We start from the raw sequence: 21,057 nt of genomic DNA, 5'->3' as shown, positions 1-21,057 counted from the left end.
TCCCCCGAATACCAAAAGCGAAAAGGGAAGATCGACCGCGCAACAGCGCGGCCGATCGAAGTTTATTGCGGCCTTAATTTGCCAATGTTGAATTCACCAGGTCCAGCAATTCTTGAGCTGGCAAGCCTTTGGCGTTGTTTTCTTCAACCCAAGTTTTGGCAATGCTACCAGCGGCTGAGCGGAAGCTATCCAACTCTTCGTCGGTATAGGTGATGCGCTCAATACCACGCTCGTCTAGCGCAGGGCCCCAAGCTTCCATGGTGTTGTTGTTGTAATTATCAACATAGTGCTGCAAGGAGGCAGGAATGGAGCTCAACAAAGCTTCACGATGCTCATCTGACAAGCTGTTCAAGGCATCTGTGTTGGCCACAACGGGGCAGTTTACAGTGCCCGGGTTCATGTTTGTGGTCCACCATTCGCCACTCTCAATGGTGCCGAACGACATATGCGCGTGCGGCGCAAAGGAAACGGCTTTTACCACACCAGAATCCAGTGCCTGACGCACTTCTGTAGCCGACATAGAGTTCGGTACAGCCCCAATGCTTTCCATCGCGCGGCCAATGCCGCCCGTGGCGCGCACAGAAAGACCTTCAAAATCATCAAGGCTCCGTGGCGCTTCGCCAACGCCCACAAAATTATATTGTGGCAGCGGTGAAGGCATCAACAAGGTTGCGTTCCAGCGACCCAGATCTGCTTTCGTGGCGGGATGGTTATAAACCGCCATGGACACTTCAATTTCTTCTTCCAAAGAAGATACGCCAAGGAACGGAAGTTCCAAAACAGTGATCGATGGGTTTTTATCTGCGTGATAACCCGCACAGAATTGCGCCATTTCAAACGCGCCGATGGAAATGCCATCCAAGTTTTCACGGTTGTTCGATAGACCGCCATAAGACAGGTTGAGCGTAAAATCGCCATTGGTCTTTTCGCTGACCAACTCGGCCAATTTTTCAACGTGCTCAGTGAAAGCGCGCTTCTTACCCCAAAGCGATACGTTCCACTCGACAGCGACAGCTTCGCCGACAAATGACATGCCCAAAAGGGCCGCAACTGCAGTTTTCGTAATGGTCTTCATCTTGTTCCTCCCAAGGAATACCTGAACCAAATCTCGATGCACCATGTGCACTCGGACGAGCCGAGTCGGTGCTGCCAAGAGAGTAGGCCGCACAAAGTCTGTTGGGTATGAAGAAAACTGCCGATGGGAAAACCACTGCCCTGCGGATTTCCGCAGGGTGAGTTTTTATGGCAAGCGGCGTCAATTTTTAAGCGCCGCCGTTGCTCACAGCATTCGCTTTGAGCGGGTTTGGTGGCGTGAAACCGCCGATACACCGGGGACCGGAACTATAACAGCTCAGACTTGTCCAAATTCAGTTTAACGATTTTTTCGTTCAGCGTGCGCCGTCCAATGCCAAGCGCCTCGGCCACCGCATCCATGCGCCCCTGATGGGTTTGAATGGCCTTGGCGATCAGGCTACGCTCAAAGCTGGCCACCGCTTCGCGCAATGTTTCGGGCACATTGCCCATATCATTTTCAAGCCGCATGGATGTGGAGATGGAGCCTCCACCGCGGCGGGCAGAGAGCACGCGGCGCTCGGCCACATTGCGCAATTCGCGCACATTGCCCGGCCAGTCATGGGCCAAAAGCGTGGCGATCTCTTCCGCGTCCAACTCAGGCGCCGTGGTTTCATAAAGCGCTGCATAATGCGCCAGAAAATGCTGCATCAACAAAACAATATCGTCCCGCCGTGACCGCAAATTGGGCAAATCGATCACCACGGTCGATAATCGATAAAACAGATCTTCCCGAAAACGCCCCGCGGCGATGGCATCATCCAAGTTTTCATTGGAGGCGGAGACGATGCGCACATCAACTGATTGCGGCTTGTCTGAGCCAATCGGTGTGATTTCACGGTGCTCAATCGCCCGCAGCAATTTGGCCTGAATATCCGGGCTGAGCGAGGCGACTTCGTCCAAAAACAAAGTGCCGCCTTCCGCCTGCATGAAGGTGCCCAGACTTTCATTTTGCACCCCGAACACCATGCGCTCAAAACTGCTCGCTTCAAAGGTCGCACAATTCATGGCGATAAAGGGCTGATCTGCCCGATCACTCAAATCATGGATCGCGCGGGCCACAAGCTCTTTGCCTGTGCCCGTTTCGCCAGAGATCAGCACTGGGGCGGGGGTTGAACTAAAATCAATGATTTGCTCGCGTACGGTTTGCAATTGAGGCGACTGCCCCAGCAACACCCGGTCGATGCCGGAAAGTTTGGCCAAACGCTCCTGCAAGCGCTGGGTGTTTTGGGTCAGCCTGTGCCGCTCTGCAGCGTTGTTTAAAATGCGCAATAGACGTTGCGGATCAAACGGCTTTTCCAAAAAACTATAGGCACCGGCACGCATGGCTTCCACGGCCATTGGAATATCACCATGCGCCGAAATAAGCACAATCGGCGGGGTTTGCTGATCCAAATGCAGCAAATCCAAACCAGAGCCGTTGGGCATGCGCACGTCGGACAAAATAACATCAGGCTGCCATTGATTGATCTTTTGCTCCACCTGTGGCGGGCCGCTCAACAACTCACAGCGCCATCCGGCAGCCTCCAGCAAATGGGCCAGCGAAAGCCGCATTTCCTTATCATCATCAATCACCAAGGCACGGAAGGGCCGCCGTTTTTGCTCTGCTTCGCTCATTGGCCAGATTGCCCTTTATCTTTTGAAATGGGAGGCAGCAAAATCGTAAATGTTGCGCCGCCTTGTTCATTATCGACTGCGAAAAGTTCACCCGCATGTTCTTTCACGATCGATGCGGATATGGCAAGACCAAGCCCCATGCCTTCGCCAGAAGGCTTGTCAGTGCGAAAGGGTTCTTGCAGCTCTTCAATCTGCTGGCCTTTCAGCCCATGCCCATTGTCCGCCACATAGATGGCAATATTATCGCCTGCAGGCGCCCAACCGATCTCAATTTTCGGCGCGGACACATCATCAACCGCACTCATCGCATTACGCAACAAATTGACCAGCACCTGCTCGAAACGCGCACCATCACCCAATATTTGTGGTGCGGGGGTGGGCAGGTTCAACGCCATTTCGATTTGCCGTGCTTGTAAATCATGTCGCGTTAGACCAACTGCATTTTCGATGGCTTTGGCCACATCGAATGGGGTCTTTTGGTGCTGTTTGGGCTGGGCGAAAAAGCGCAGATCGCGGGTAATATTTTCCATGCGCCGGACCAAGCCGGAAAGGCGCGTCGCCAGACTTTCAGGCTTTTGCGCTGCATTCATTTCTTCAATCGCGATATAATTGCGCATGGCGGACAAGGGTTGTCCCAATTCGTGGGTGACCGAGGCCGCGAGCTGGCCGAGCGCGGCCATTCGACTTGATTTTTCGAGTTCGTTTTGCGTTTTCGCCAGTGCTTTTTCCGTGGCTTTACGGTCTTCGATTTCACGCAATAGGCGCTTGCGGTCCTGGTGCGATGCATCAAGCGCACGCCGCAGCCGTTCTGAGCGCCAAAAGATAAACATGATCGCCAAAAGCGCCACAGAAATGGCGGCCAAAAACACAACAAACAGCGCGCGTTCCTGCAACCCTGCTGTGCTGACGATAAAATGCAATTGCCACGGTTGGCTGGTCACCGGCACGCGCACACGAATATGCCGTTCTCCGGCCAGCGCCACCTCGTCATTTTCCAGTCGCTCCCAATCGAGCGGTGCCAACGGCTCTTGCCCAAATTGCCGCATTTGCCGAATTTGCAAAAGCCGTTCTTCGCTCGGCGGCGCGAGGGTGCGATATTGCCAATCTGGCTGGCTGGCCAGCACCACAATCGTATCGAGATTGGTGATCAAAATCTTCTCACCCGACGCGCGCCACGCTGCCACCAACTCATCCAGCTCAATTTTGAGGGCGATCACGCCAATAATGTTATCGGTGCTGTCGCGCACTGGCTCGGCCACAAAAAAGCCGGGGCGTTTGGTGGTGGCGCCAATGGCAAAAAACTTGCCGCGCTGGCCGTTTTTTGCGGTCTGGAAATAGGGGCGGAAGCTGTAATTCTCGCCCAAAAAATTCACGGGCTCGCTATAATTGGATGCGGCAATGGTTAGCCCGTCTAAATCCATCACATAGAGCGCCTCCGCATTGGCGCGGGCCGCAAAATCTGCCAACCGTCTATTGAGCGCGAAGCGGCTTTCGGGGTCTTGCAACCCGCGCACGACCGCCGGATCTTGGCCCAGAATAAAGGGCAAGTGCTCCAACCTGTCTAAAGCGCTTTCCAATGTGGTGCGATAGAACTCGGCGCGACCTTGCGCCCGTTCCAGCTCGCTCGACTTGAACGTGGAGAACGCAGCGGCATAGATCACCAAAAACGACACCGCGAGCAAAAACAGCGCGATCAGCGCTACAGCAAAGCGTCGTCGTTGATGGCGAAGGGGTGAGCCGCGTTCACTCATTTTGATTATACAATCAAGCTGGACAACAGGTCATTTTCCGTAATGTCCTGATAGGAAAATCCGCCAGCCACCATTTTATCAAACAGGATTTGAAAGTTTGCGGGATCGTCTGTTTCAATGCCCAAAAGCACCGTACCAAAATTGCGAGCGGACTTTTTCAAATATTCAAACCGGGCAATGTCGTCATTCGGCCCCAGCATGTTCAAAAAGTCTTTCAGTGCGCCGGGGCGCTGCGGCAGCCGCAAAATGAAATATTTTTTCAACCCGCGATAGCTCATGGCCTTTTCTTTAACCTCGGGCAAGCGCTCAAAGTCGAAGTTTCCGCCGGAAACGATGCACACGATCCTCTTGCCGGCGATTTCTGTGGCAGGCAAATCTGCCAACACATCGATTGAGAGGGCACCCGCAGGTTCGAGCACCAAGCCCTCAATATTAAGCAGCGAACTGATGGTGGCGCAGAGACGATTTTCCGGCACCAGGTGCACCGCATCGCTAGGCACGTCTTTCAAAATATCGAAATTAAGCGCACCAATCTGCGCAACCGCAGCGCCATCAACAAAATTATCGATTTTATCGAGCTTCACCCGCGTTTGTGTTTCCAGACTGCGCTTTAAACTTGGGGCACCTTCAGGTTCCACAAATACAAATCTCGTTTCCGGCGCAAGGGTACCGAGCAATTGCAACAAGCCCGCGCCTAGCCCACCGCCCCCGACAGGCAAAATGATCATGTCCGGCGCTTCATTATGAAGCTGCTCAAGAATTTCCAAGCCGATGGTGGCTTGGCCTTCAATGATATCCGCATGGTCAAAAGGGGGCACCAAATGAGCGCTTTGCGCTGTGCAGAAGTCCTGCGCGGCAGCATAGCACTGATCGAAAATATCTCCCGTCAGCCGCACTTCAACAAATTCACCACCAAAGGTTTTGGTTTTGTCGATCTTTTGTTTTGGCGTGGTAACGGGCATAAAAATAGTGCCATGCACGCCGAAATGGGCGCAGCTAAAGGCAAAACCTTGCGCATGATTGCCCGCAGACGCACACACAAAATGCGGCTTCTCAACGCCCTCATGGTTCGCCAATGCTTTGGAAATAAAATTGAAGGCCCCACGCAGTTTATAGGACCGTACAGGCGTTAAATCTTCGCGCTTCAGGTAGATGTCGGCACCATATTGCTGCGACAAATGCACATTGCGCTGCAGCGGCGTGGCGGGCAATATCGATTTTAGGTTCTTCTTTGCCTGTGTGACTTGTTCTTTGAATGTGTGCACGATCTCAACCGATTTTAAAACTCTTAGGTTGGGATTTGTAGGTGCACGGCCACGCTAAAGCAAGTCGTTCGGCTTTTGAGACGGTGTGTCGAACCAATGATTTAAGTCGGCAATCATGGCGCCTTGCTGCGATATTGTTTTTTCAACATCATCAGCTGCTTCCAGACCGTGATCCAAATCTGGTTGTAAAGACAGCGAAATGCCCGGATGCTTTGCCACGTTTTCTGCGAGGCGGTGGCTAAAATATTTGTCCAATTTGCCTAAGCCAACAAACGATTTTTTATGACGTTTGATAGCTGCCCAAATCGGCATATAGGAAATATTTGGTGTGAACCAAGCTATGCCGTCAGCACGCCCCATAGCCTCATTCATATGAGCTATTAGGAAGCAGCCCAATGACTTGCCGAGCAGTAAACGATCAGTCGCATGCACCAAATGGCAATCGAGCGCAGCCTCAATCTGCCGAGCATCGTCAGCTAAAATCTGTTGGATGTGTTCCTCGGATTTGCCTTCGAATACACCGCGGTATTCATAACTAGCAAGGACCGGGGTAAAGCCATTCTGAGCACAACAAAGGGTCGCGAATTTCAAAATCGGGTGATTGGCCGTATAGGCAAGTCCCGGGTAAATTATTGCGGCTCGCGTGATCTGCGCCATTGGCACGCTTGCTTCGAATTTGATAATGTGTTCATGCGTGCTAATGACCTCAATTTCCGGCATTGTTAAATAATCCTATGCGTTGCGCAAGTTTTAGTAACATGCTGTCGTTTTCCTCGTGAACAGTCAGATGACGACGAATGCGCGTTTTGCCATGTGCGGTTTTTTCCCATTTAAACGGATCAACAGCAAGCTGCCAAGCCGCGCGCAATGTTGCGAATGAGGTGAGCAGCCAATAAAGGGGCAGGAAGAGTTGAAAGACGATCAGTAAAGGTTTGCGCAGCCGCAAGAGGCCCAATATGCCTGTGATGAGCGCACTGCCATAGGCCATGGACAATACAATAAAATAGGGCCAGGCATGGGCAAGCCGACTTGGCAAGTCGCCTTGATAATATAGGGCTTCCATAGAGAACTTGGCCAGAAAGATGCCGTGCATCGGCGCGGCAAACACCATGCCGCCAATATAGAGATAGAAGAAAAGGAAGTCGCGCCAACCCAGTTGCATTTGCAATAAGCGAAGCTGACTTGAATGCACCATCAATGTTTGCATCCAGCCTTTCATCCACCTGGTGCGCTGCTTAATCCACGGCCAGATACTGATCGGGGCTTCCTCTCGCGTGGCCGAGGGGAGCATGGCGCAGCGCATGCCCAATCGCGCGAGGCGTAAACCTAAATCGGCATCTTCAGTGACGTTAAAGCTGTCCCATCCCCCCACATGCCGCAAAGCCGCAAGCTGAAAGTGGTTTGAGGTGCCGCCCAAAGGCATGGGCATGTTGAGATCAGCGAGGGCCGGCATTATCAAACCAAACTGGGTGGCATATTCTGCCGAAAACAAGGCTGTGAGCGGCGTTTCATGGGCATTATCAATCAAGAGCTCTGCCTGAAAACAGGCGATGTCTGGATGTTGGGCAAACAGGGTCGCCGCGAGGCGCAATTGATCCGGATGCGGAATGTCTTCCGCATCATAAACCACAATATGCTCGCCACGGGCCAAGGGCAGCGCAAAATTGAGAGCCTTTGGCTTGGTGCGCGGCTTGCCATCGGGGACGACAACCAGCTCAAAAGCACCATGGGTGAGCGCAGCCTCCACAGCGGCCACCGTCGTGGGCGAACTTGCTTCAACAACAAACTTGATGTCGAGCTTTTCCGGTGGGTAGTTCATGGCCTGCAATGCCTGCACCAATTGCGGCACGAGATTGGCTTCATTATATAGCGGCACCAAAACCGTATAGGTCGGCAAAGCCTCATCATCGAGCAGCTCAGTGTCGTCAGACGTACCGAGCAGCACCCCATATAATGAGGCGTAAAGTCGAAATGCTGCCGGGCCGACATAGAGGAGGGCCAAGAATAGAAAGATCAAGACGGCGAGGAAGGGCGGGTTCCACGCCGAAAGCAGTGCAACGGTGATAACCGCGCCTAAAAACAAAAAACGCTTAAACCGTCCCAAACCCAGATGGGCGCTTGCGTGCGGCCAGCTGCGCGCCAATCGTTGGGTTGCTTCACGATAAAGCGCTGGGTTTTGCGCAACCTGCAGCGATTGACGTAGCGCCCTTAACGGCACGATGCACAGCCTGCCGCGTATTTCTGGCGAATGCAGCAATTGCGCGTGCAAGCGGACAAATTTTTCAAGTGTGGGCGCCGCGTAGATCAAAGATCGATCAAACACCTTGCCGCGCACCTGTCGGATATTTTGCAATTGCTCCAACCGTTCAACTTGGCGCATTTGCACAGTGCCAACGGGAATTGTGGGGTGATATGCGAGGCCGAGGAGGGCCGCGGCACGCGCGTAAATATCCGCCTCGCTAATGCCAAATCGGGCGATGCAGAGTTGAAACACATCCAGCTGCTGTCTGTTGGCATCGGAAATGAGCGCAGCGGCCTGTGACCGATCCACTTGATATGGAGCCAATATCTGTTGCAAAAGATCTGCGTCTCGCAGATCGCTACACATTTGCACTAATGTAAATCACTATAAAAAATCAAAAAAATAATGTTTACTGTGCCAAACCGCGCCCACTGAGTCAAAGAAACTATGGATAAGTATTTGAACCGTTTGGTAAAATCAGCCCTATCCACAACCGTGGGTTTTGTTTGTTTCGTTTTCGCCAGCCTCGCATTGGCGCAAAATTTGCCCAATCACGTGGATTTAGACGCCCATGAGGATGTGTTCAACGCAAGTCAGGTCGGCGCAATTCGATTTTTGACCACAACTGACTTCCCGCCTTTAAATTTTCGAAATTCGCAGGGCGAACTTGCCGGCTTTCACATTGAGCTGGCCGAAGCGATTTGCGTGGAATTAGACGTCAAATGCACCATGCAATCTTGGCCATGGGAGCAATTGGTCACGGCGCTTAACAACAATCAGGGTGATGCAGTGATTGCGGCCATTGCAATCAATGCGGATAGCGTTGCGAAGATGGATTTTTCCCAAGCCTATCTGAAATTTCCCGCCCGCTTTGTGACGCGGGCAGAGGGGCAATTGCCCTCCGGCGAGGCGATCAAAAACAAGGTGGCTGTGCGCGAAGGCTCTGCTCAGGCCAAATTTCTGGCCAAGCATTTCAAGGCACTTGATGCCGTCGCTTTTGACAATGAACAACAGGCGCTGGAAGCGGTGAAGTTCGCTGACGTGGATCGCGCCTTTGTCGACGGTATGCGGGCGTCATTTTGGCTGAATGAAAACCCCGAATGCTGCACCTTTGCAGATGGCCCTTATTTTTCAAATGAGGCGTTCGGTTCGGGTCTAACGATTGCGGTCAAACGCGGTAACGAAGCAACGCGGCGCGCGATTAACATTGGCCTGCGCCGCGTGCAGGAAAACGGCAAATTTACAGAACTCTACCTTAAGTGGTTTCCTGTGAATTTTTATCGCTAGGCGGCGCGTTTGAGGCAGGCATTTTCCGCTTGAAAAACGGCAACAATATCGACCACAAAAACGTCTCAGGCCCCGTATCCTGCGCGTCGGGTTGGCCAATGATCATTTTGTCATGCCCCAGTTCCGGTTCAACACTGTAAACGCGAAATAACCGATCCCAAATGCTCAACGCAAAGCCATAATTGGTGTCATGCTCTTGCCGCTCGATGGAATGGTGAATGCGGTGCATGTCTGGGGTGACAATAAACCAACGCAACATATGATCGAGCGTTGGCGGGATCTTGAAATTGGCATGATTGAATAGGGCAGACCCGTTCACAACCGCTTCAAAAATCACCACCAAAACGGCACCCGCGCCCAGCAACAGCACCGCAGCGGATTTGATAAAAATAGATAGGATGATTTCAAGAGGGTGGAACCGCACAGCCGAACTGGCATCCAAGTCCTGATCCGTATGGTGCACGCGGTGAATACGCCACAGGATCGGTATTTTGTGGGTGATGACATGTTGACCCCAGATCACAAAATCCAGCACCAGAAATGCAATCAACCACTCAACCCAAAGCGGCCAATCGAGCCAATAGAACAGGCCGATCTGATATTGTTGCGCGAACAAGGCGGTGATCACAGCGGTCACGGGCACCAACAGCACGACGAGTGTCACCGCAAGATAATCTGAAAACAAAATCCCGAAATTGGTGGCCCACCGGCGCAGACGTGTATGCCGCCGTTTGCGCCGTGGCCAAACGGCCTCAAGCACAATCATCAGCAACAAAATCCCGGCAAATGTGCCAAAGCGCCATGCGCCTTCATTAAATCCAAGTTCAGGCATTTGTTTTCCTTTCGCACCCGCTATCTACCACGCCGACAAAAGCCAGCAAAAGTCAAATGGCGGTCAACACTGCGTGAGCGTGTTTGAAGCGGTACGAAAAACCTATCGCCTTAGACCACGCGGTGCCGGGCCCGGGCAGCCATCTCAATGGCAGAGCTGGTCAGCCGATCAAGGCCAAACTTCATACGCAGCAGATCAAGCACGCGGCTTTCCTCTGGCCGAATCTGCAGATCGGCCGCAGCAATTTCGACCGCCAAAGCATAAGCGGTGTCGTTTAGATGCGAAGGCAGATCAGCCGTGATATCATTGATCACGCTTTGAAGGTCGCTATCATTGTCCAACATATTAGCGCAATCTGCGGCCACAAGCGGCAAACTGTCTTCGGAGAAGTCGTTAAAAACAGGAAGTTGCCGCACGACCGAGCCAATGCGCTTGAGCTCTGAATCGTCCATCTTGCGGTCAGCTGCCGATGTGACAACCATAATATAAATCAATGCTTCTTGCGGTGACAGCGACATAATAACCCTCTTTGCTTGCCCCAAATCCTAACTAAGAGTTAGGCGGCACGCGCACCAATTACAAGCGTTTGCACGCGCCTTTACCCATTTTCAAAAAATTCGATACTATTGACGCCACCTGCGCAACGTGCGAAATGCCGCAGGCACGGGCTTTCGCGCATTACGAATATGTGGTGCGCGCCCCACATTAAAACAGAGTATTTTTCCGGAAAGGGACGCCAAAATGGCAAACACCCCCACACTTTTTGATGCAGACTTTTTTGACGCGGCACAAAATGCCCGCGCATGGCCTTTTGAAGAGGCGAAAAAGGTGCTCAAACGTGTGGAAAAAACCGGCAAGAAAGAAGCGATTTTTGAAACGGGCTATGGCCCTTCGGGCCTGCCGCACATCGGCACCTTTGGTGAAGTTGTGCGCACATCGATGGTGCGCCACGCCTTCCGGCTTTTGACCAATGATCAGATCCCAACAAAAATCATCTGCTTTTCTGACGACATGGACGGACTGCGCAAAGTGCCGACCAATGTGCCGAACCAAGAGCGCATGGCCGAATATTTGGGCAAGCCATTGACCAAAGTGCCGGACCCATTTTCCGATGAGTATGAAAGCTTCGCGCACCACAACAATGCGCGCTTGCGCAAGTTTTTGGATGATTTTGGCTTTGAATATGAATTTGCCAGCGCCACGGATTATTATACCTCCGGTCGCTTGGACAAGGCGCTTTTGCGCATGCTCGAGGTCTATGACGATGTAATGAAAGTCATTTTGCCAACTTTGGGTGAAGAGCGGCAGAAAACCTATTCGCCGTTTTTGCCCATTTGTCCGCGCACAGGCATTGTGTTGCAAGTGCCCATGATTGCGCGCGACGTGGAAAATGGCACCGTGACCTATGTTGATCCAGAAACCAACGAAGAAGTGGTCGTGCCCGTAACTGGCGGTGCCGTGAAATGCCAATGGAAAGCCGATTGGGCGCTACGTTGGTATGCGTTGGGCGTGGATTATGAAATGTCCGGCAAAGACTTGATTGATAGCGTCAAACTTTCTTCGCGCATCGTGCGGGCCATGGGCGGCACGCCGCCAGAGAGCTTGAGCTATGAGTTGTTCCTGGATGATCAGGGCCAGAAAATCTCCAAATCGAAAGGCAATGGTCTGTCGATTGAAGATTGGCTGACCTATGCATCAGACGAGAGCTTGGCGCTATTCATGTATCAAAAGCCAAAAACAGCGAAAAAGCTGCATTTTGACGTGATCCCGAAGGCGGTGGATGAATATTACACCTTCTGCACCAAAGCTGAGACGCAGTCGCCCGCAGAAGTGTTGGAAAACCCTGCCGTGCATATCCATGCAGGTATGCCGCCGAAGCACGATATGCCGCTGACCTTTGCATTGTTGCTGAATTTGGTTTCTGCCGCCAATGCATCAGACGCATCAGTGCTGTGGGGCTTCATCACCCGTTATGCGCCAGAGGCGACACCGGCAACGCATCCCGAGTTGGACCGGATGGTGGGCTATGCCATTCGCTATTTCGATGACTTCGTGAAGCCAACCAAACAGTTCCGTGCGCCAACAGACCAAGAGCGGGCGGCAATGGAAAAATTGGCCGTGCGTTTGGACGAAGTGGAAGATCAAAGCGATGCGGAAGCCATTCAAACACTGGTGTTTGAAATCGGCAAAGAGTTCGAATTTGAACCGCTGCGCAACTGGTTCAAAGCGCTTTACCAAGTGCTGTTGGGGCAGGATCAAGGTCCACGCTTCGGTTCGTTCATCGCTCTTTATGGCGTCAATGAAACCAAGCAATTGATCGCTGACGCCTTGGCGGGGAAATTCGCGGCATAGTCTAATGGGGATACCCCTACGCTAACCCCTCTCCATTTTGGGGAGGGGGATGCCTTTTATCGCTCAACGGTCAGGGAAAACTACTGACTCGCCCACAAAATACGGGCGATCCAATCCAAATCTATCGTCTTGATGATGCGCGGTTCATGTTCTGGATTGATCGAGTGCAGCTCCACCTGATTGGCGGTTTGCCGATGCAAGATTTTTGCCATCACTTCCCCATCCTGCGTACGCACCACCACGCGGTCGCCGCGGCGCACCTGCTCGGTGGGGGATACAATAATCACGTCACCATCGCGGTATAGCGGCAACATGCTGTCGCCGCTCACCTCCAACGCATAAGCGTTTGCATCCGGGCCAACAGGGAAATGCACCTCATCCCACCCTTGGCCAACGGGAAAGCCGCCACTGTCAAAAAATCCACCAGCGCCTGCCTGCGCAAAGCCGAGGAGTGGAATAGGGTGTTCATGAATATCAGGCTGGGTGTAGACGCCGCCGCCGATTAGAAAGCCATCCATATCTTCGTTGGTGGCATCAAGAATCTTGGCCAAGCTCTCCGTGGAGGGCCACCGCTCGCGGCCATCTTTGCTGGTGCGCTTCGATGGGTTGAAACTGGTCGGATCCAGCCCCGCCAGGCGTGCGAGCGCGGACACTGAGAGCCCCTTGCGCTCTGCCAAAGCGTCAATCGCATTCCAAATATTGCGGTGAGAAATCATGGTTGGACCCTGTCGTTTACAGGAATAGTTTCGCAAAAGCGGATTAAAATCCTATATCTTGGTAACTATTCTTGGTAAATTTGTAAAGCAAAAACGATTTAGCGAGCTTGCACTTTCTGTCTGAAAGGACTAAGCCTTTGTTGAATTAAACAATTTAGCGTTTAACACTCATGATCATTTATAAAGTCTGCCCAAATGCTGACTATCAGGCGGCAAAAGCCGAGGGCCACTACTATGGCATGCCGATTGATCGTGATGATGGCTATATGCATTTCTCCACTGCTGCGCAATTGCGGGAAACCTTGGAAAAACATTTTTCAGGGCAGGCAGAGCTTGTGCTCCTTTATGTTGATGCAGAGCGGGTGGAGAACCATTTGAAGTGGGAGCCTTCACGGGGCGGGGATCTGTTTCCTCATCTCTATTCCGACCTGAATATGGCGCATGTGATCAAAGCGCATGACCTTGAAACAGATGAGAACGGTCAGTTTATCCTGCCCGATGACATACGATAAATGAAATCCTACATTTCCAAATTTCTGAATAACCCGCTGGTTCAAAATCTAACGCGGGACGCTTTGCTGAAGATGGACCCCGAACAGGCGCATCGCACAACGATCAGTGCGTTGAAGCTGGGTGCCGTGCCAGAGCAAGAGGATGTAGATCCGGCTTGTTTGACCACCAGCATCGCCGGGCTTGAGCTTAAAAACCCTGTGGGCATGGCTGCCGGGTTTGATAAAAATGCTGAAGTGCCAAACCAGCTGATGCAGATTGGCTTCGGTTTTGTGGAAGTGGGCACCATTACCCCGCGCGCGCAGGAGGGAAACCCCAAGCCGCGTTTGTTCCGCTTGCCCGAACATATGGGCGTGATCAACCGCATGGGCTTTAACAATGAAGGCCATGAAGCTGCGTTTGAACGCCTGACCCGCAACAAGCAGCCAGGCACCACCATCGGCATTAATGTGGGCGCGAACAAAGATAGCGAAGATTTTGTCGCTGACTATGTGGAAGGCGTGAAACGCTTTGCCCCAATCGCCGATTATCTGACCGCCAATATTTCGTCACCGAACACACCGGGCTTGCGCAACTTGCAAAGCAAAGAGGCACTAAAGCGGCTTTTGACCGAAGTGCTGGCCGAACGCAGCCGGGCATCAGTGCGGGTACCTGTCTTTTTGAAACTTGCACCGGATTTGAACGAAACGGAGATGGACGAAATCACCGCCGTCATCGAAACGCTTGATCTGGATGGTTTGATCATATCCAACACCACCATCCGGCGTGATCTGGTGGAAGGGGCTGAAAATGCTGACGAAGCAGGGGGGCTAAGCGGCCGTCCGTTGTTCAACTTCTCCACCCAACGTTTGGCCCAAATGCGCCAACGTGTGGGCAAAGACATGCCGATCATCGGCGTGGGCGGCATTTATTCTGCGGAATCTGCTTTGGCCAAAATCGAAGCCGGTGCCGATGCTGTGCAACTATATTCCGCGCTCGTATTTGGCGGCATGGAATTGATGACCAGCATCAAAAAGGGTTTGGTGAGCGAAATGATGCGCCACTCTTATAAGAGCGTGTCGGAAATCTCAGGCAATAAAACCGACGACTGGGCCAGCGGCAAGCTAGAAATTTAGCCCGCCGCAGCGTTTTCTGGCGTGCCTTCTTCAAAGAGTGAGGGCACGCGTCGCAGCAACAACCACAAAAAGATCGCGCTGCGGGCAATAAAGAAGCCATGCAACGCCAACCACAATCCATAGATGCTAAACAACGGCACGGCGATGGCCCAGATGGCCAGAAACGCGATGGCTGATAAAAACATGCCATTGCGCATGTCCGAGCCCATGGCCGCGCCTGCAAACACCCCATCCAACACAAAGGCCAATACGCCAAAGACAGGCGCAAGAGCCGCCAACCACAAAAAGTCGCGTGCAGTTTGGCGCACCACGTCGCTCGTGGTCATAAAATCAATGATCATCGGCCCCGTCAGGATAAAAATCACCGAAAGACAGCCCGAAAGAATGAAGCCCCAAAGGGAGGACAGTTTGATCGCGCTGAAAAAGGCAGGCTTCCATCGCGCGCCAATGGCCTTACCGCATAATTGTTCCGAGGCCGCGGCTAGCCCGTCCAAAAAGAACGATGCGATCATCAAAAAATGCAGCAAAATGCCGTTGGTGGCGAGGATAACATCGCCCGCTTGCGCCCCTTCGCGAGCAAAGAAGGAAAAGACGGCATTGATCAAAACCGAGCGCAGCAAAATATTGCTGCTCAGCGAAAGCATCTTTTTAATCTCGGCTTTGTCGAACAAATTGGCTTCGTGCAATCGCCGCGCCAATTGGGAAAAGCCACCAAGCGCTTGCACAGCGCCAAACAAACCGATCACCATGAAGATGCCTGTGGCGATCACTGTGCCCCAGGCCACCCCGGCAATGCCCATATCGAACTCAAATACGAGCACATAGGACAGGATAATATTGGTGAGGTTCAACCCGGCTTGCAGCATCAAGGCGGTGATGGATTGGCCGCGGCCCAAAAACCAACCGGCCAGCACAAAGTTCATCAAGGCGAAAGGTGCAGCCAAAAGCCGGATATAGAAATATTGGTCGAAGGCGGCATTGACCGCATCGCTGGCGCCGTAAACGACTTTGGCAAAATTTGCCAGCGGCCCACCCAGCAAAATGATCAGCAGCCCGGCGAACAAACCGATGGCCAAGCCGCGCGCCAATTGCGCGGTTTGCTTGGCCTGATCTCGTGCACCAAACGCCTGCGCGGTCAGCCCTGTAACCGACATGCGCAAAAAGTAGAAAAAGGCGAACATGAAGTCGAACACCAGCCCGCCCAACAACAGGCCGCCCAACAGGTCAACTTCGCCCAACCGCCCCACAATGGTTGTGTCGGCAATGCCGAGCAACGGCTCGGTGACAAAGGCAAGCGCAGTCGGCAGGGCGATGTACCACACATCCTTGTGCCGCACGTCAAAGGGGTAAGTCTTCGCTGTCATCAATGTGGACCTTAAAGGGGCGCGCGATTAGCCGCGTGTGATGGTGGGCGCGCTTGGTGTTTGCGCAACGGGCATCACTTCCACACAATTGATGTTCACATGGGCAGGGCGGGTGGCCAAAAACCATACGATCTCGGCAATATCCTGCGGCACCAACGGCAACACATCTTCATAAAGCTTTTCGTTTGCTTCTTCGCTGCCCGTGCGCACCAAAGTAAACTCGGATTTGGCCATGCCGGGCTCAAGGCTTGTGACGCGAATATCACCGCCCGCCAAATCAGCACGTAGATTATAAGAAAACTGCCTGGTGAAGGCCTTGGTGGCGCCATAAACATTGCCACCCGGATAGGCGAACCGCGCCGCGATAGACCCAACATTGACGATGCTTGCGCCTTTGCCTGCGCGCTTCAAATGCGGCAGCAAATTCAGCGTGACATCCAGAACGCCCATAATGTTGGTATCGACCATGGTGCGCCATTGCTCGCGCGACACATTTGGCACCGGATCAACCCCAAGCGCTAACCCGCCATTATTGAACAAGCAATCGATGGTGCTGTGGCTCTCGGGCAGGGCATCAATGGCGGCTTTGATGGAGGATTCGTCGGTCAAATCCATTGGCACAACGTGAATTTGTCCCTCTAGGAACTCGGCTTGCAGCTCCTTCAAACGCTCTTCACGCCGACCCGTGCCCACGACTTTCCAACCATTTTGCGCAAACATGCGTGCAGTTGCCGCGCCAAAGCCTGACGTTGCGCCGGTGATAAAGATGGTTTTAGCAGCAGAAAAATCTTGGTGCGCCATGATAAACGACTCCAGAAAAGTGGTGGGACCACTTTTCTAGCAGGCTTGGAAAATGGCTGTAAAGCCACGAAACTCGAATATCGCGTCGGGCGTTATTTAAATGATTTCAGGATGCGAATAAGAATCCAAAGTGGGAAAACCACGGCGGCGCCATAAGCAAACCAAACGGCCACAGTGCCAATGGTGGAGCCGAAATCTGAAAAGATTGAGCCAACCCAACGGCCAAACCCGCCAAAGATATCGCCCGGGGTCAGCCCAGATTGATACATGATAAAGCCGACCAAAAGTGAGGCGAGGACCAGTTTGAAAAACTGTTTGCCGTTGGATTCGCCGCGACCTTTTCGGTCGTCAACGTCATATGTGCGGTCATCTTCTCTCATTTTAGCCTCTTTATCGAATTTAAGCTGGCGTGATGGCGTCTCATTTGTGAAATATAAGCACGATGACGAAAACAACAAGAAATCATTCTGATTCTTTTCAGCCCAGCCCTGATTTGTTCTCGCAAAGCTGGGGCATGCCCGCGGTGGTGCGGGACTGGTTTTTGGCGCGTCATTGGACACCCCGACCCCACCAGTTGGATATGCTTGAGGCGGACCGGGCAGGCAAATCCGCCTTGCTGATTGCGCCAACGGGCGCGGGCAAAACCCTTTCTGGTTTTTTGCCCAGCATATGCGAATTGGCCAACGCCCCGCATGAAGGGCTGCACACGCTCTATATCTCGCCACTCAAAGCCTTGGCCGTGGATGTGGCGCGCAACCTGGTCAACCCGATTGAAGAAATGGGCTTGGATGTGCGGGTGGAAACCCGCACCGGCGATACGCCCTCATCACGACGTCAGCGGCAGAGGTTTGACCCGCCTTCTATTTTGATGACCACACCGGAGCAATTGGCGCTGATGCTGTCGCATGCCGAAGCGCCAAAACTGTTTGGCACGCTGCGGCGCGTGGTGCTGGATGAGTTGCACGCCTTGGCCCTCTCTAAGCGCGGCGATTTGCTGTCGCTGGGGCTGGCAAGGTTGGGCACCTTGTGTCCCGAGTTAAAGGTTTCGGCCCTGTCGGCCACAGTGGCGCACCCGGAAATCTTGCGCGATTGGATCGCTGCGCCGTGCCCGGCGCGCGACGTGGCGATGGTCAGCCAAACGGGCGGCGCAAGCCCTGAACTCTCGATTCTGGCCAGCGATGATCGCGTGCCATGGGCGGGGCATTCGGCACAATATGCGGTGCCGGAATTGCTCGACATTATTCAGCAAAATGGCACCAGCCTGCTGTTTGTGAACACAAGATCACAGGCGGAAATGCTGTTTCAATCGCTTTGGGAGTTGAACGAAGACTCGCTGCCAATCGCCTTGCACCATGGCTCGCTCGATGTCGAACAGCGCCGCAAGGTGGAGGCGGCGATGGTTGCGGGCAAGTTGCGGGCAGTGGTGTGTACCTCCACCCTTGATCTCGGCATCGACTGGGGCGACGTTGATCTGGTGATGCAAATCGGTGCGCCCAAAGGCTCGTCCCGTTTGCTCCAGCGGATCGGCCGCGCCAACCACCGTTTGGATGAACCGTCGCGCGCTATTCTGGTGCCTGCCAATCGGTTTGAAGTGCTGGAATGTGAAGCCGCCGTGGAAGCTGCGGAAGAGGGTGCGCAGGACAGCGAAGATCCGCAGCCGGGCGGCTTGGATGTGCTGGCGCAACATGTTCTAGGCATGGCATGCAGTGCACCATTGGACGCTGACGCGCAGTTTGACGAAACCATCCGCGCTTGGCCCTATCGCGACCTCACCCGCGAATTGTTTGATCGGGTGCTCGAGTTTGTGGCGACGGGCGGCTATGCCCTCAAGGCCTATGAGCGCTATGCGCGGTTGCGCAAAACCGCGGATGGCACCTGGCGGATTTCACACCCCAAAATCGCGCAGCAATATCGATTGAATGTCGGCACGATTGTCGAAGAGCCAATGTTGAAAGTGCGGCTGGTGCGCTCCAAGGCCCACAAGCGCGGCGCCACAACCGGGCCAATCGGCCGCGGCGGGCGCATGTTGGGTGAAATGGAGGAATACTTCCTCAGCCAGCTTATGCCTGGCGATACATTTCTGTTTGGCGGCGAAATCGTGGCCTTTGAGGCCATTCGCGACAATGAAGCCTATGTTTCGCGCTCCTATCACAACAATCCCAAAATCCCGTCCTATATGGGCGGCAAGTTTCCGCTGTCGACCTATTTGGCCGAACGGGTGCGCGGCACGCTGGCAGACCCCACAAGCTGGAAAAAACTGCCCGACCAGGTACGCGAATGGCTGAGCCTGCAGCGCGATGTTTCAAAACTGCCGGGCAAGGAAAGCCTGCTGGTGGAGACCTTTCCCAAAGCCGATAAATATTTCATCGTTTGCTACCCTTTTGAAGGACGACTGGCGCACCAAACCTTAGGTATGTTGCTGACACGGCGGTTGGAACGCGACCGGGCGAAACCGCTGGGCTTTGTCGCTTCGGAATATGCGCTAGCCATTTGGTGCGCGCTCGATGTCGGGCAAATGTTCAAATCCGGTCGGCTTAGCCTTGATGAGCTTTTCTCCGAAGATATGTTGGGCGACGATTTGGAAGATTGGCTGGACGAATCCAGCCTGATGCGGCGCACGTTCCGCAACTGCGCCATCATTTCCGGGCTGATAGAACGCCGCCATCCGGGCAAGGAAAAGACCGGACGGCAAATGACCATGTCGTCTGACCTGATTTACAATGTGCTTTACGAGCACGAACCAGACCATATTTTAATGCAGGCCACGCGGCGCGATGCCGCGCGCGGTCTGCTGGATATTGAACGGCTGGGCCATTGTTTAAAGCGGATCAAACGGCATATTATACATCAAAACTTGGACCGAATCTCTCCATTGGCCGTGCCCGTGATGCTGGAAATTGGCAAAGAACCGATTTTTGGCGAAGGGCGTGAAAGCGTGTTGGTGGAGGCTGCGGAAGAATTGATGCGTGAGGCAGCAGGCGAATGAGCAAATTTGAAATTCGTGAAATGCGACCAGATGAAGAAGATGCATGGGCGCAAATGCGGGCTGACCTATTTAGGATCACCTTTGCGGAGGCGAAAGAAGACACAGCCGCATTCATGGCTGGCGACCATCTGACCCTCAAAATTGTATTTGTCGGCGTGGTCGACGGAGAGGTCGCGGCCTTTCTGGAAATCAGCGAGCGGACTTACGCCGATGGCTGCTATGATGGCCCCGTCGCCTATATGGAAGGCTGGTTTGTGGGCGAAAAGGCACGTGGGATGGGTGTTGGCCAGGCGTTGGTGGATGCAGCCATTACTTGGGCCAAGTCAAAGAACTATCCGCATTTAGCATCTGACGCCGAATTGTCGAACCTGGACGGGCACAAAGCTCATGAAGCCGTTGGCTTTGAAGAAGTGGACCGCGTGGTGCAATATCGGATGGCGCTGAAATGAGCGTAGCGCAAGCCCAACCCCAATCGCCGCTTGAGCTTATATTTGCCGCACAAACATTTGTGCCGCTGCTTTCCGGGGCGCTGTTTTGGCCTGCGCAGAATGCGCTTTTGGTGGCGGATCTGCATCTTGAAAAAATGTCGTCTTTTGCCAAGTCACGCCAGTTCTTTCCGCCTTATGACACCAAAGCCACCTTGGCGAAATTGGAACGCGATCTGAGCGAAACGGGCGCCACGCGCGTGTTTTCATTGGGGGATAGTTTTCACCGGGATGAAGGCACCACCACGCTGCAAATCCATGATCGGGCGTTGATTGCGGAATTTGTGGCGCACTATGACTGGGTTTGGATTGCGGGCAATCACGACCCCAGCGCCCATGATCTGGGTGGACATTGCTGCGATGAATTGTCGATGGATGGGCTGATGCTCTCCCATGAACCAGATGCCAACATCGCGCCGCAAATTGCGGGGCATCTGCACCCCGGCGCCCGTATCCGCATCAATGGTCGCTCCACCAAACGGCCTTGCTTTGTGTTCGATCATGATCGCCTGATCATGCCGTCCTATGGCGTGTCGACGGGCAATCTCAATGTGCTGAAACCTGCCTTTCGGCCTGTCATGAACAAAGAAAATATGCGTGTTTTCGCCATTGGACGTGATCAGATCTATCCGGTGGCCACCAAATATCTGGTGAATGGCTAAA

General features: G+C 53.3%; 19 protein-coding genes. 7 read left to right on the top strand and 12 right to left on the bottom strand.

Going from position 1 to position 21,057, the window contains the following annotated elements; genetic code table 11:
- Positions 1-73 precede the first annotated feature (73 nt).
- The 6 genes from MXMO3_RS14550 to MXMO3_RS14525 form a co-directional block, all read right to left on the bottom strand.
- On the bottom strand, positions 74-1,075 hold the full coding sequence (locus tag MXMO3_RS14550; RefSeq protein WP_117396339.1) for a C4-dicarboxylate TRAP transporter substrate-binding protein: 1,002 nt from the start codon (positions 1,073-1,075) through the stop codon (positions 74-76).
- Between the two features lie 266 nt (positions 1,076-1,341).
- On the bottom strand, positions 1,342-2,688 hold the full coding sequence (locus MXMO3_RS14545; protein ID WP_117396338.1) for a sigma-54-dependent transcriptional regulator: 1,347 nt from the start codon (positions 2,686-2,688) through the stop codon (positions 1,342-1,344).
- Entirely contained in the window at positions 2,685-4,439 is a 1,755-nt protein-coding gene (locus MXMO3_RS14540; protein ID WP_117396337.1) for a sensor histidine kinase, read from the bottom strand. The genes MXMO3_RS14545 and MXMO3_RS14540 overlap by 4 nt, the downstream gene beginning before the upstream one ends.
- A 5-nt stretch (positions 4,440-4,444) precedes the next feature.
- Positions 4,445-5,704, bottom strand: a complete 1,260-nt coding sequence (gene ilvA, locus MXMO3_RS14535) for a threonine ammonia-lyase (RefSeq protein ID WP_117396336.1) — start codon at positions 5,702-5,704, stop codon at positions 4,445-4,447.
- 54 nt (positions 5,705-5,758) lie between these two features.
- Entirely contained in the window at positions 5,759-6,424 is a 666-nt protein-coding gene (locus MXMO3_RS14530; RefSeq protein WP_117396335.1) for a hypothetical protein, read from the bottom strand.
- Positions 6,411-8,270, bottom strand: a complete 1,860-nt coding sequence (locus MXMO3_RS14525; RefSeq protein WP_162889291.1) for a glycosyltransferase — start codon at positions 8,268-8,270, stop codon at positions 6,411-6,413. Before MXMO3_RS14525 ends, MXMO3_RS14530 begins: the two co-directional genes overlap by 14 nt.
- Before the next feature lie 135 nt (positions 8,271-8,405).
- Here MXMO3_RS14525 and MXMO3_RS14520 point away from each other — a divergent pair, with 135 nt between their 5' ends.
- The gene (locus MXMO3_RS14520; RefSeq protein ID WP_162889290.1) at positions 8,406-9,233 is read left to right on the top strand and encodes a transporter substrate-binding domain-containing protein; all 828 of its coding nucleotides are present in this window, start codon (positions 8,406-8,408) and stop codon (positions 9,231-9,233) included.
- On the opposite strand, the gene MXMO3_RS14515 is transcribed toward MXMO3_RS14520, so the two are convergent.
- On the bottom strand, positions 9,202-10,065 hold the full coding sequence (locus tag MXMO3_RS14515; protein WP_117396332.1) for a sterol desaturase family protein: 864 nt from the start codon (positions 10,063-10,065) through the stop codon (positions 9,202-9,204). The two genes, MXMO3_RS14520 and MXMO3_RS14515, sit on opposite strands and share 32 nt — an antisense overlap.
- 110 nt (positions 10,066-10,175) lie before the next feature.
- Positions 10,176-10,583, bottom strand: a complete 408-nt coding sequence (locus MXMO3_RS14510) for a tellurite resistance TerB family protein (protein WP_036220895.1) — start codon at positions 10,581-10,583, stop codon at positions 10,176-10,178.
- A gap of 223 nt (positions 10,584-10,806) precedes the next feature.
- On the opposite strand from MXMO3_RS14510, the gene MXMO3_RS14505 reads away from it, so the two are divergent.
- Positions 10,807-12,417, top strand: a complete 1,611-nt coding sequence (locus MXMO3_RS14505; protein ID WP_117396331.1) for a lysine--tRNA ligase — start codon at positions 10,807-10,809, stop codon at positions 12,415-12,417.
- Between the two features lie 80 nt (positions 12,418-12,497).
- Here the strand turns inward: MXMO3_RS14505 and MXMO3_RS14500 are convergent, their stop codons facing one another.
- Positions 12,498-13,133, bottom strand: coding sequence for a S24 family peptidase (locus tag MXMO3_RS14500; protein ID WP_027833769.1), 636 nt, complete (start codon positions 13,131-13,133; stop codon positions 12,498-12,500).
- A gap of 170 nt (positions 13,134-13,303) precedes the next feature.
- Here MXMO3_RS14500 and MXMO3_RS14495 point away from each other — a divergent pair, with 170 nt between their 5' ends.
- Positions 13,304-13,645, top strand: a complete 342-nt coding sequence (locus MXMO3_RS14495; protein ID WP_027833768.1) for a DUF952 domain-containing protein — start codon at positions 13,304-13,306, stop codon at positions 13,643-13,645.
- Positions 13,646-14,758, top strand: a complete 1,113-nt coding sequence (locus tag MXMO3_RS14490) for a quinone-dependent dihydroorotate dehydrogenase (RefSeq protein ID WP_117396330.1) — start codon at positions 13,646-13,648, stop codon at positions 14,756-14,758.
- Here the strand turns inward: MXMO3_RS14490 and MXMO3_RS14485 are convergent.
- From MXMO3_RS14485 to MXMO3_RS14475, 3 genes are all read right to left on the bottom strand, one after another.
- A complete protein-coding gene (locus MXMO3_RS14485) occupies positions 14,755-16,122 on the bottom strand; it encodes an MATE family efflux transporter (RefSeq protein WP_117396329.1) in 1,368 nt (455 codons plus the stop codon). The genes MXMO3_RS14490 and MXMO3_RS14485 overlap by 4 nt on opposite strands.
- Before the next feature lie 27 nt (positions 16,123-16,149).
- Positions 16,150-16,923 carry an SDR family NAD(P)-dependent oxidoreductase gene (locus MXMO3_RS14480; RefSeq protein ID WP_117396328.1) on the bottom strand — a complete coding sequence of 258 codons (774 nt, stop codon included), beginning with the start codon at positions 16,921-16,923 and terminating at the stop codon, positions 16,150-16,152.
- Between the two features lie 92 nt (positions 16,924-17,015).
- Positions 17,016-17,303 (bottom strand): DUF6460 domain-containing protein, encoded by a 288-nt coding sequence (locus tag MXMO3_RS14475; protein WP_036220886.1) that lies wholly within the window; start codon positions 17,301-17,303, stop codon positions 17,016-17,018.
- Between the two features lie 134 nt (positions 17,304-17,437).
- On the opposite strand from MXMO3_RS14475, the gene MXMO3_RS14470 reads away from it, so the two are divergent.
- Genes MXMO3_RS14470 through pdeM form a run of 3 tightly spaced genes read left to right on the top strand, consistent with a single transcriptional unit; the run spans position 17,438 to position 21,056 of the window.
- The gene (locus MXMO3_RS14470; protein ID WP_117396850.1) at positions 17,438-19,909 is read left to right on the top strand and encodes a ligase-associated DNA damage response DEXH box helicase; all 2,472 of its coding nucleotides are present in this window, start codon (positions 17,438-17,440) and stop codon (positions 19,907-19,909) included.
- On the top strand, positions 19,906-20,358 hold the full coding sequence (locus tag MXMO3_RS14465) for a GNAT family N-acetyltransferase (protein ID WP_117396327.1): 453 nt from the start codon (positions 19,906-19,908) through the stop codon (positions 20,356-20,358). Before MXMO3_RS14470 ends, MXMO3_RS14465 begins: the two co-directional genes overlap by 4 nt.
- Positions 20,355-21,056: a ligase-associated DNA damage response endonuclease PdeM gene (gene pdeM / locus MXMO3_RS14460; protein WP_117396326.1), complete on the top strand. Its 702-nt coding sequence runs from the start codon at positions 20,355-20,357 to the stop codon at positions 21,054-21,056. The genes MXMO3_RS14465 and pdeM overlap by 4 nt, the downstream gene beginning before the upstream one ends.
- The last annotated feature ends 1 nt before the right edge of the window (position 21,057 follow it).

The organism is Maritalea myrionectae (assembly GCF_003433515.1).
Classification (GTDB): Bacteria; Pseudomonadota; Alphaproteobacteria; order Rhizobiales; family Devosiaceae; genus Maritalea; species Maritalea myrionectae.
This window is presented reverse-complemented; position numbering and strand designations above follow the sequence as displayed.

Coding starts and splice junctions, on each gene's coding strand:
- MXMO3_RS14480 (WP_117396328.1), bottom strand. CDS start 16,923: ATGGCGCACCAAGATTTTTCTGCTGCTAAAACCATCTTTATCACCGGC.
- MXMO3_RS14495 (WP_027833768.1), top strand. CDS start 13,304: ATGATCATTTATAAAGTCTGCCCAAATGCTGACTATCAGGCGGCAAAA.
- MXMO3_RS14505 (WP_117396331.1), top strand. CDS start 10,807: ATGGCAAACACCCCCACACTTTTTGATGCAGACTTTTTTGACGCGGCA.
- MXMO3_RS14500 (WP_027833769.1), bottom strand. CDS start 13,133: ATGATTTCTCACCGCAATATTTGGAATGCGATTGACGCTTTGGCAGAG.
- MXMO3_RS14510 (WP_036220895.1), bottom strand. CDS start 10,583: ATGTCGCTGTCACCGCAAGAAGCATTGATTTATATTATGGTTGTCACA.
- MXMO3_RS14470 (WP_117396850.1), top strand. CDS start 17,438: ATGCCCGCGGTGGTGCGGGACTGGTTTTTGGCGCGTCATTGGACACCC.
- MXMO3_RS14515 (WP_117396332.1), bottom strand. CDS start 10,065: ATGCCTGAACTTGGATTTAATGAAGGCGCATGGCGCTTTGGCACATTT.
- MXMO3_RS14540 (WP_117396337.1), bottom strand. CDS start 4,439: ATGAGTGAACGCGGCTCACCCCTTCGCCATCAACGACGACGCTTTGCT.
- MXMO3_RS14545 (WP_117396338.1), bottom strand. CDS start 2,688: ATGAGCGAAGCAGAGCAAAAACGGCGGCCCTTCCGTGCCTTGGTGATT.
- MXMO3_RS14465 (WP_117396327.1), top strand. CDS start 19,906: ATGAGCAAATTTGAAATTCGTGAAATGCGACCAGATGAAGAAGATGCA.
- MXMO3_RS14530 (WP_117396335.1), bottom strand. CDS start 6,424: ATGCCGGAAATTGAGGTCATTAGCACGCATGAACACATTATCAAATTC.
- MXMO3_RS14490 (WP_117396330.1), top strand. CDS start 13,646: ATGAAATCCTACATTTCCAAATTTCTGAATAACCCGCTGGTTCAAAAT.
- MXMO3_RS14550 (WP_117396339.1), bottom strand. CDS start 1,075: ATGAAGACCATTACGAAAACTGCAGTTGCGGCCCTTTTGGGCATGTCA.
- pdeM (WP_117396326.1), top strand. CDS start 20,355: ATGAGCGTAGCGCAAGCCCAACCCCAATCGCCGCTTGAGCTTATATTT.
- MXMO3_RS14475 (WP_036220886.1), bottom strand. CDS start 17,303: ATGAGAGAAGATGACCGCACATATGACGTTGACGACCGAAAAGGTCGC.
- MXMO3_RS14485 (WP_117396329.1), bottom strand. CDS start 16,122: ATGACAGCGAAGACTTACCCCTTTGACGTGCGGCACAAGGATGTGTGG.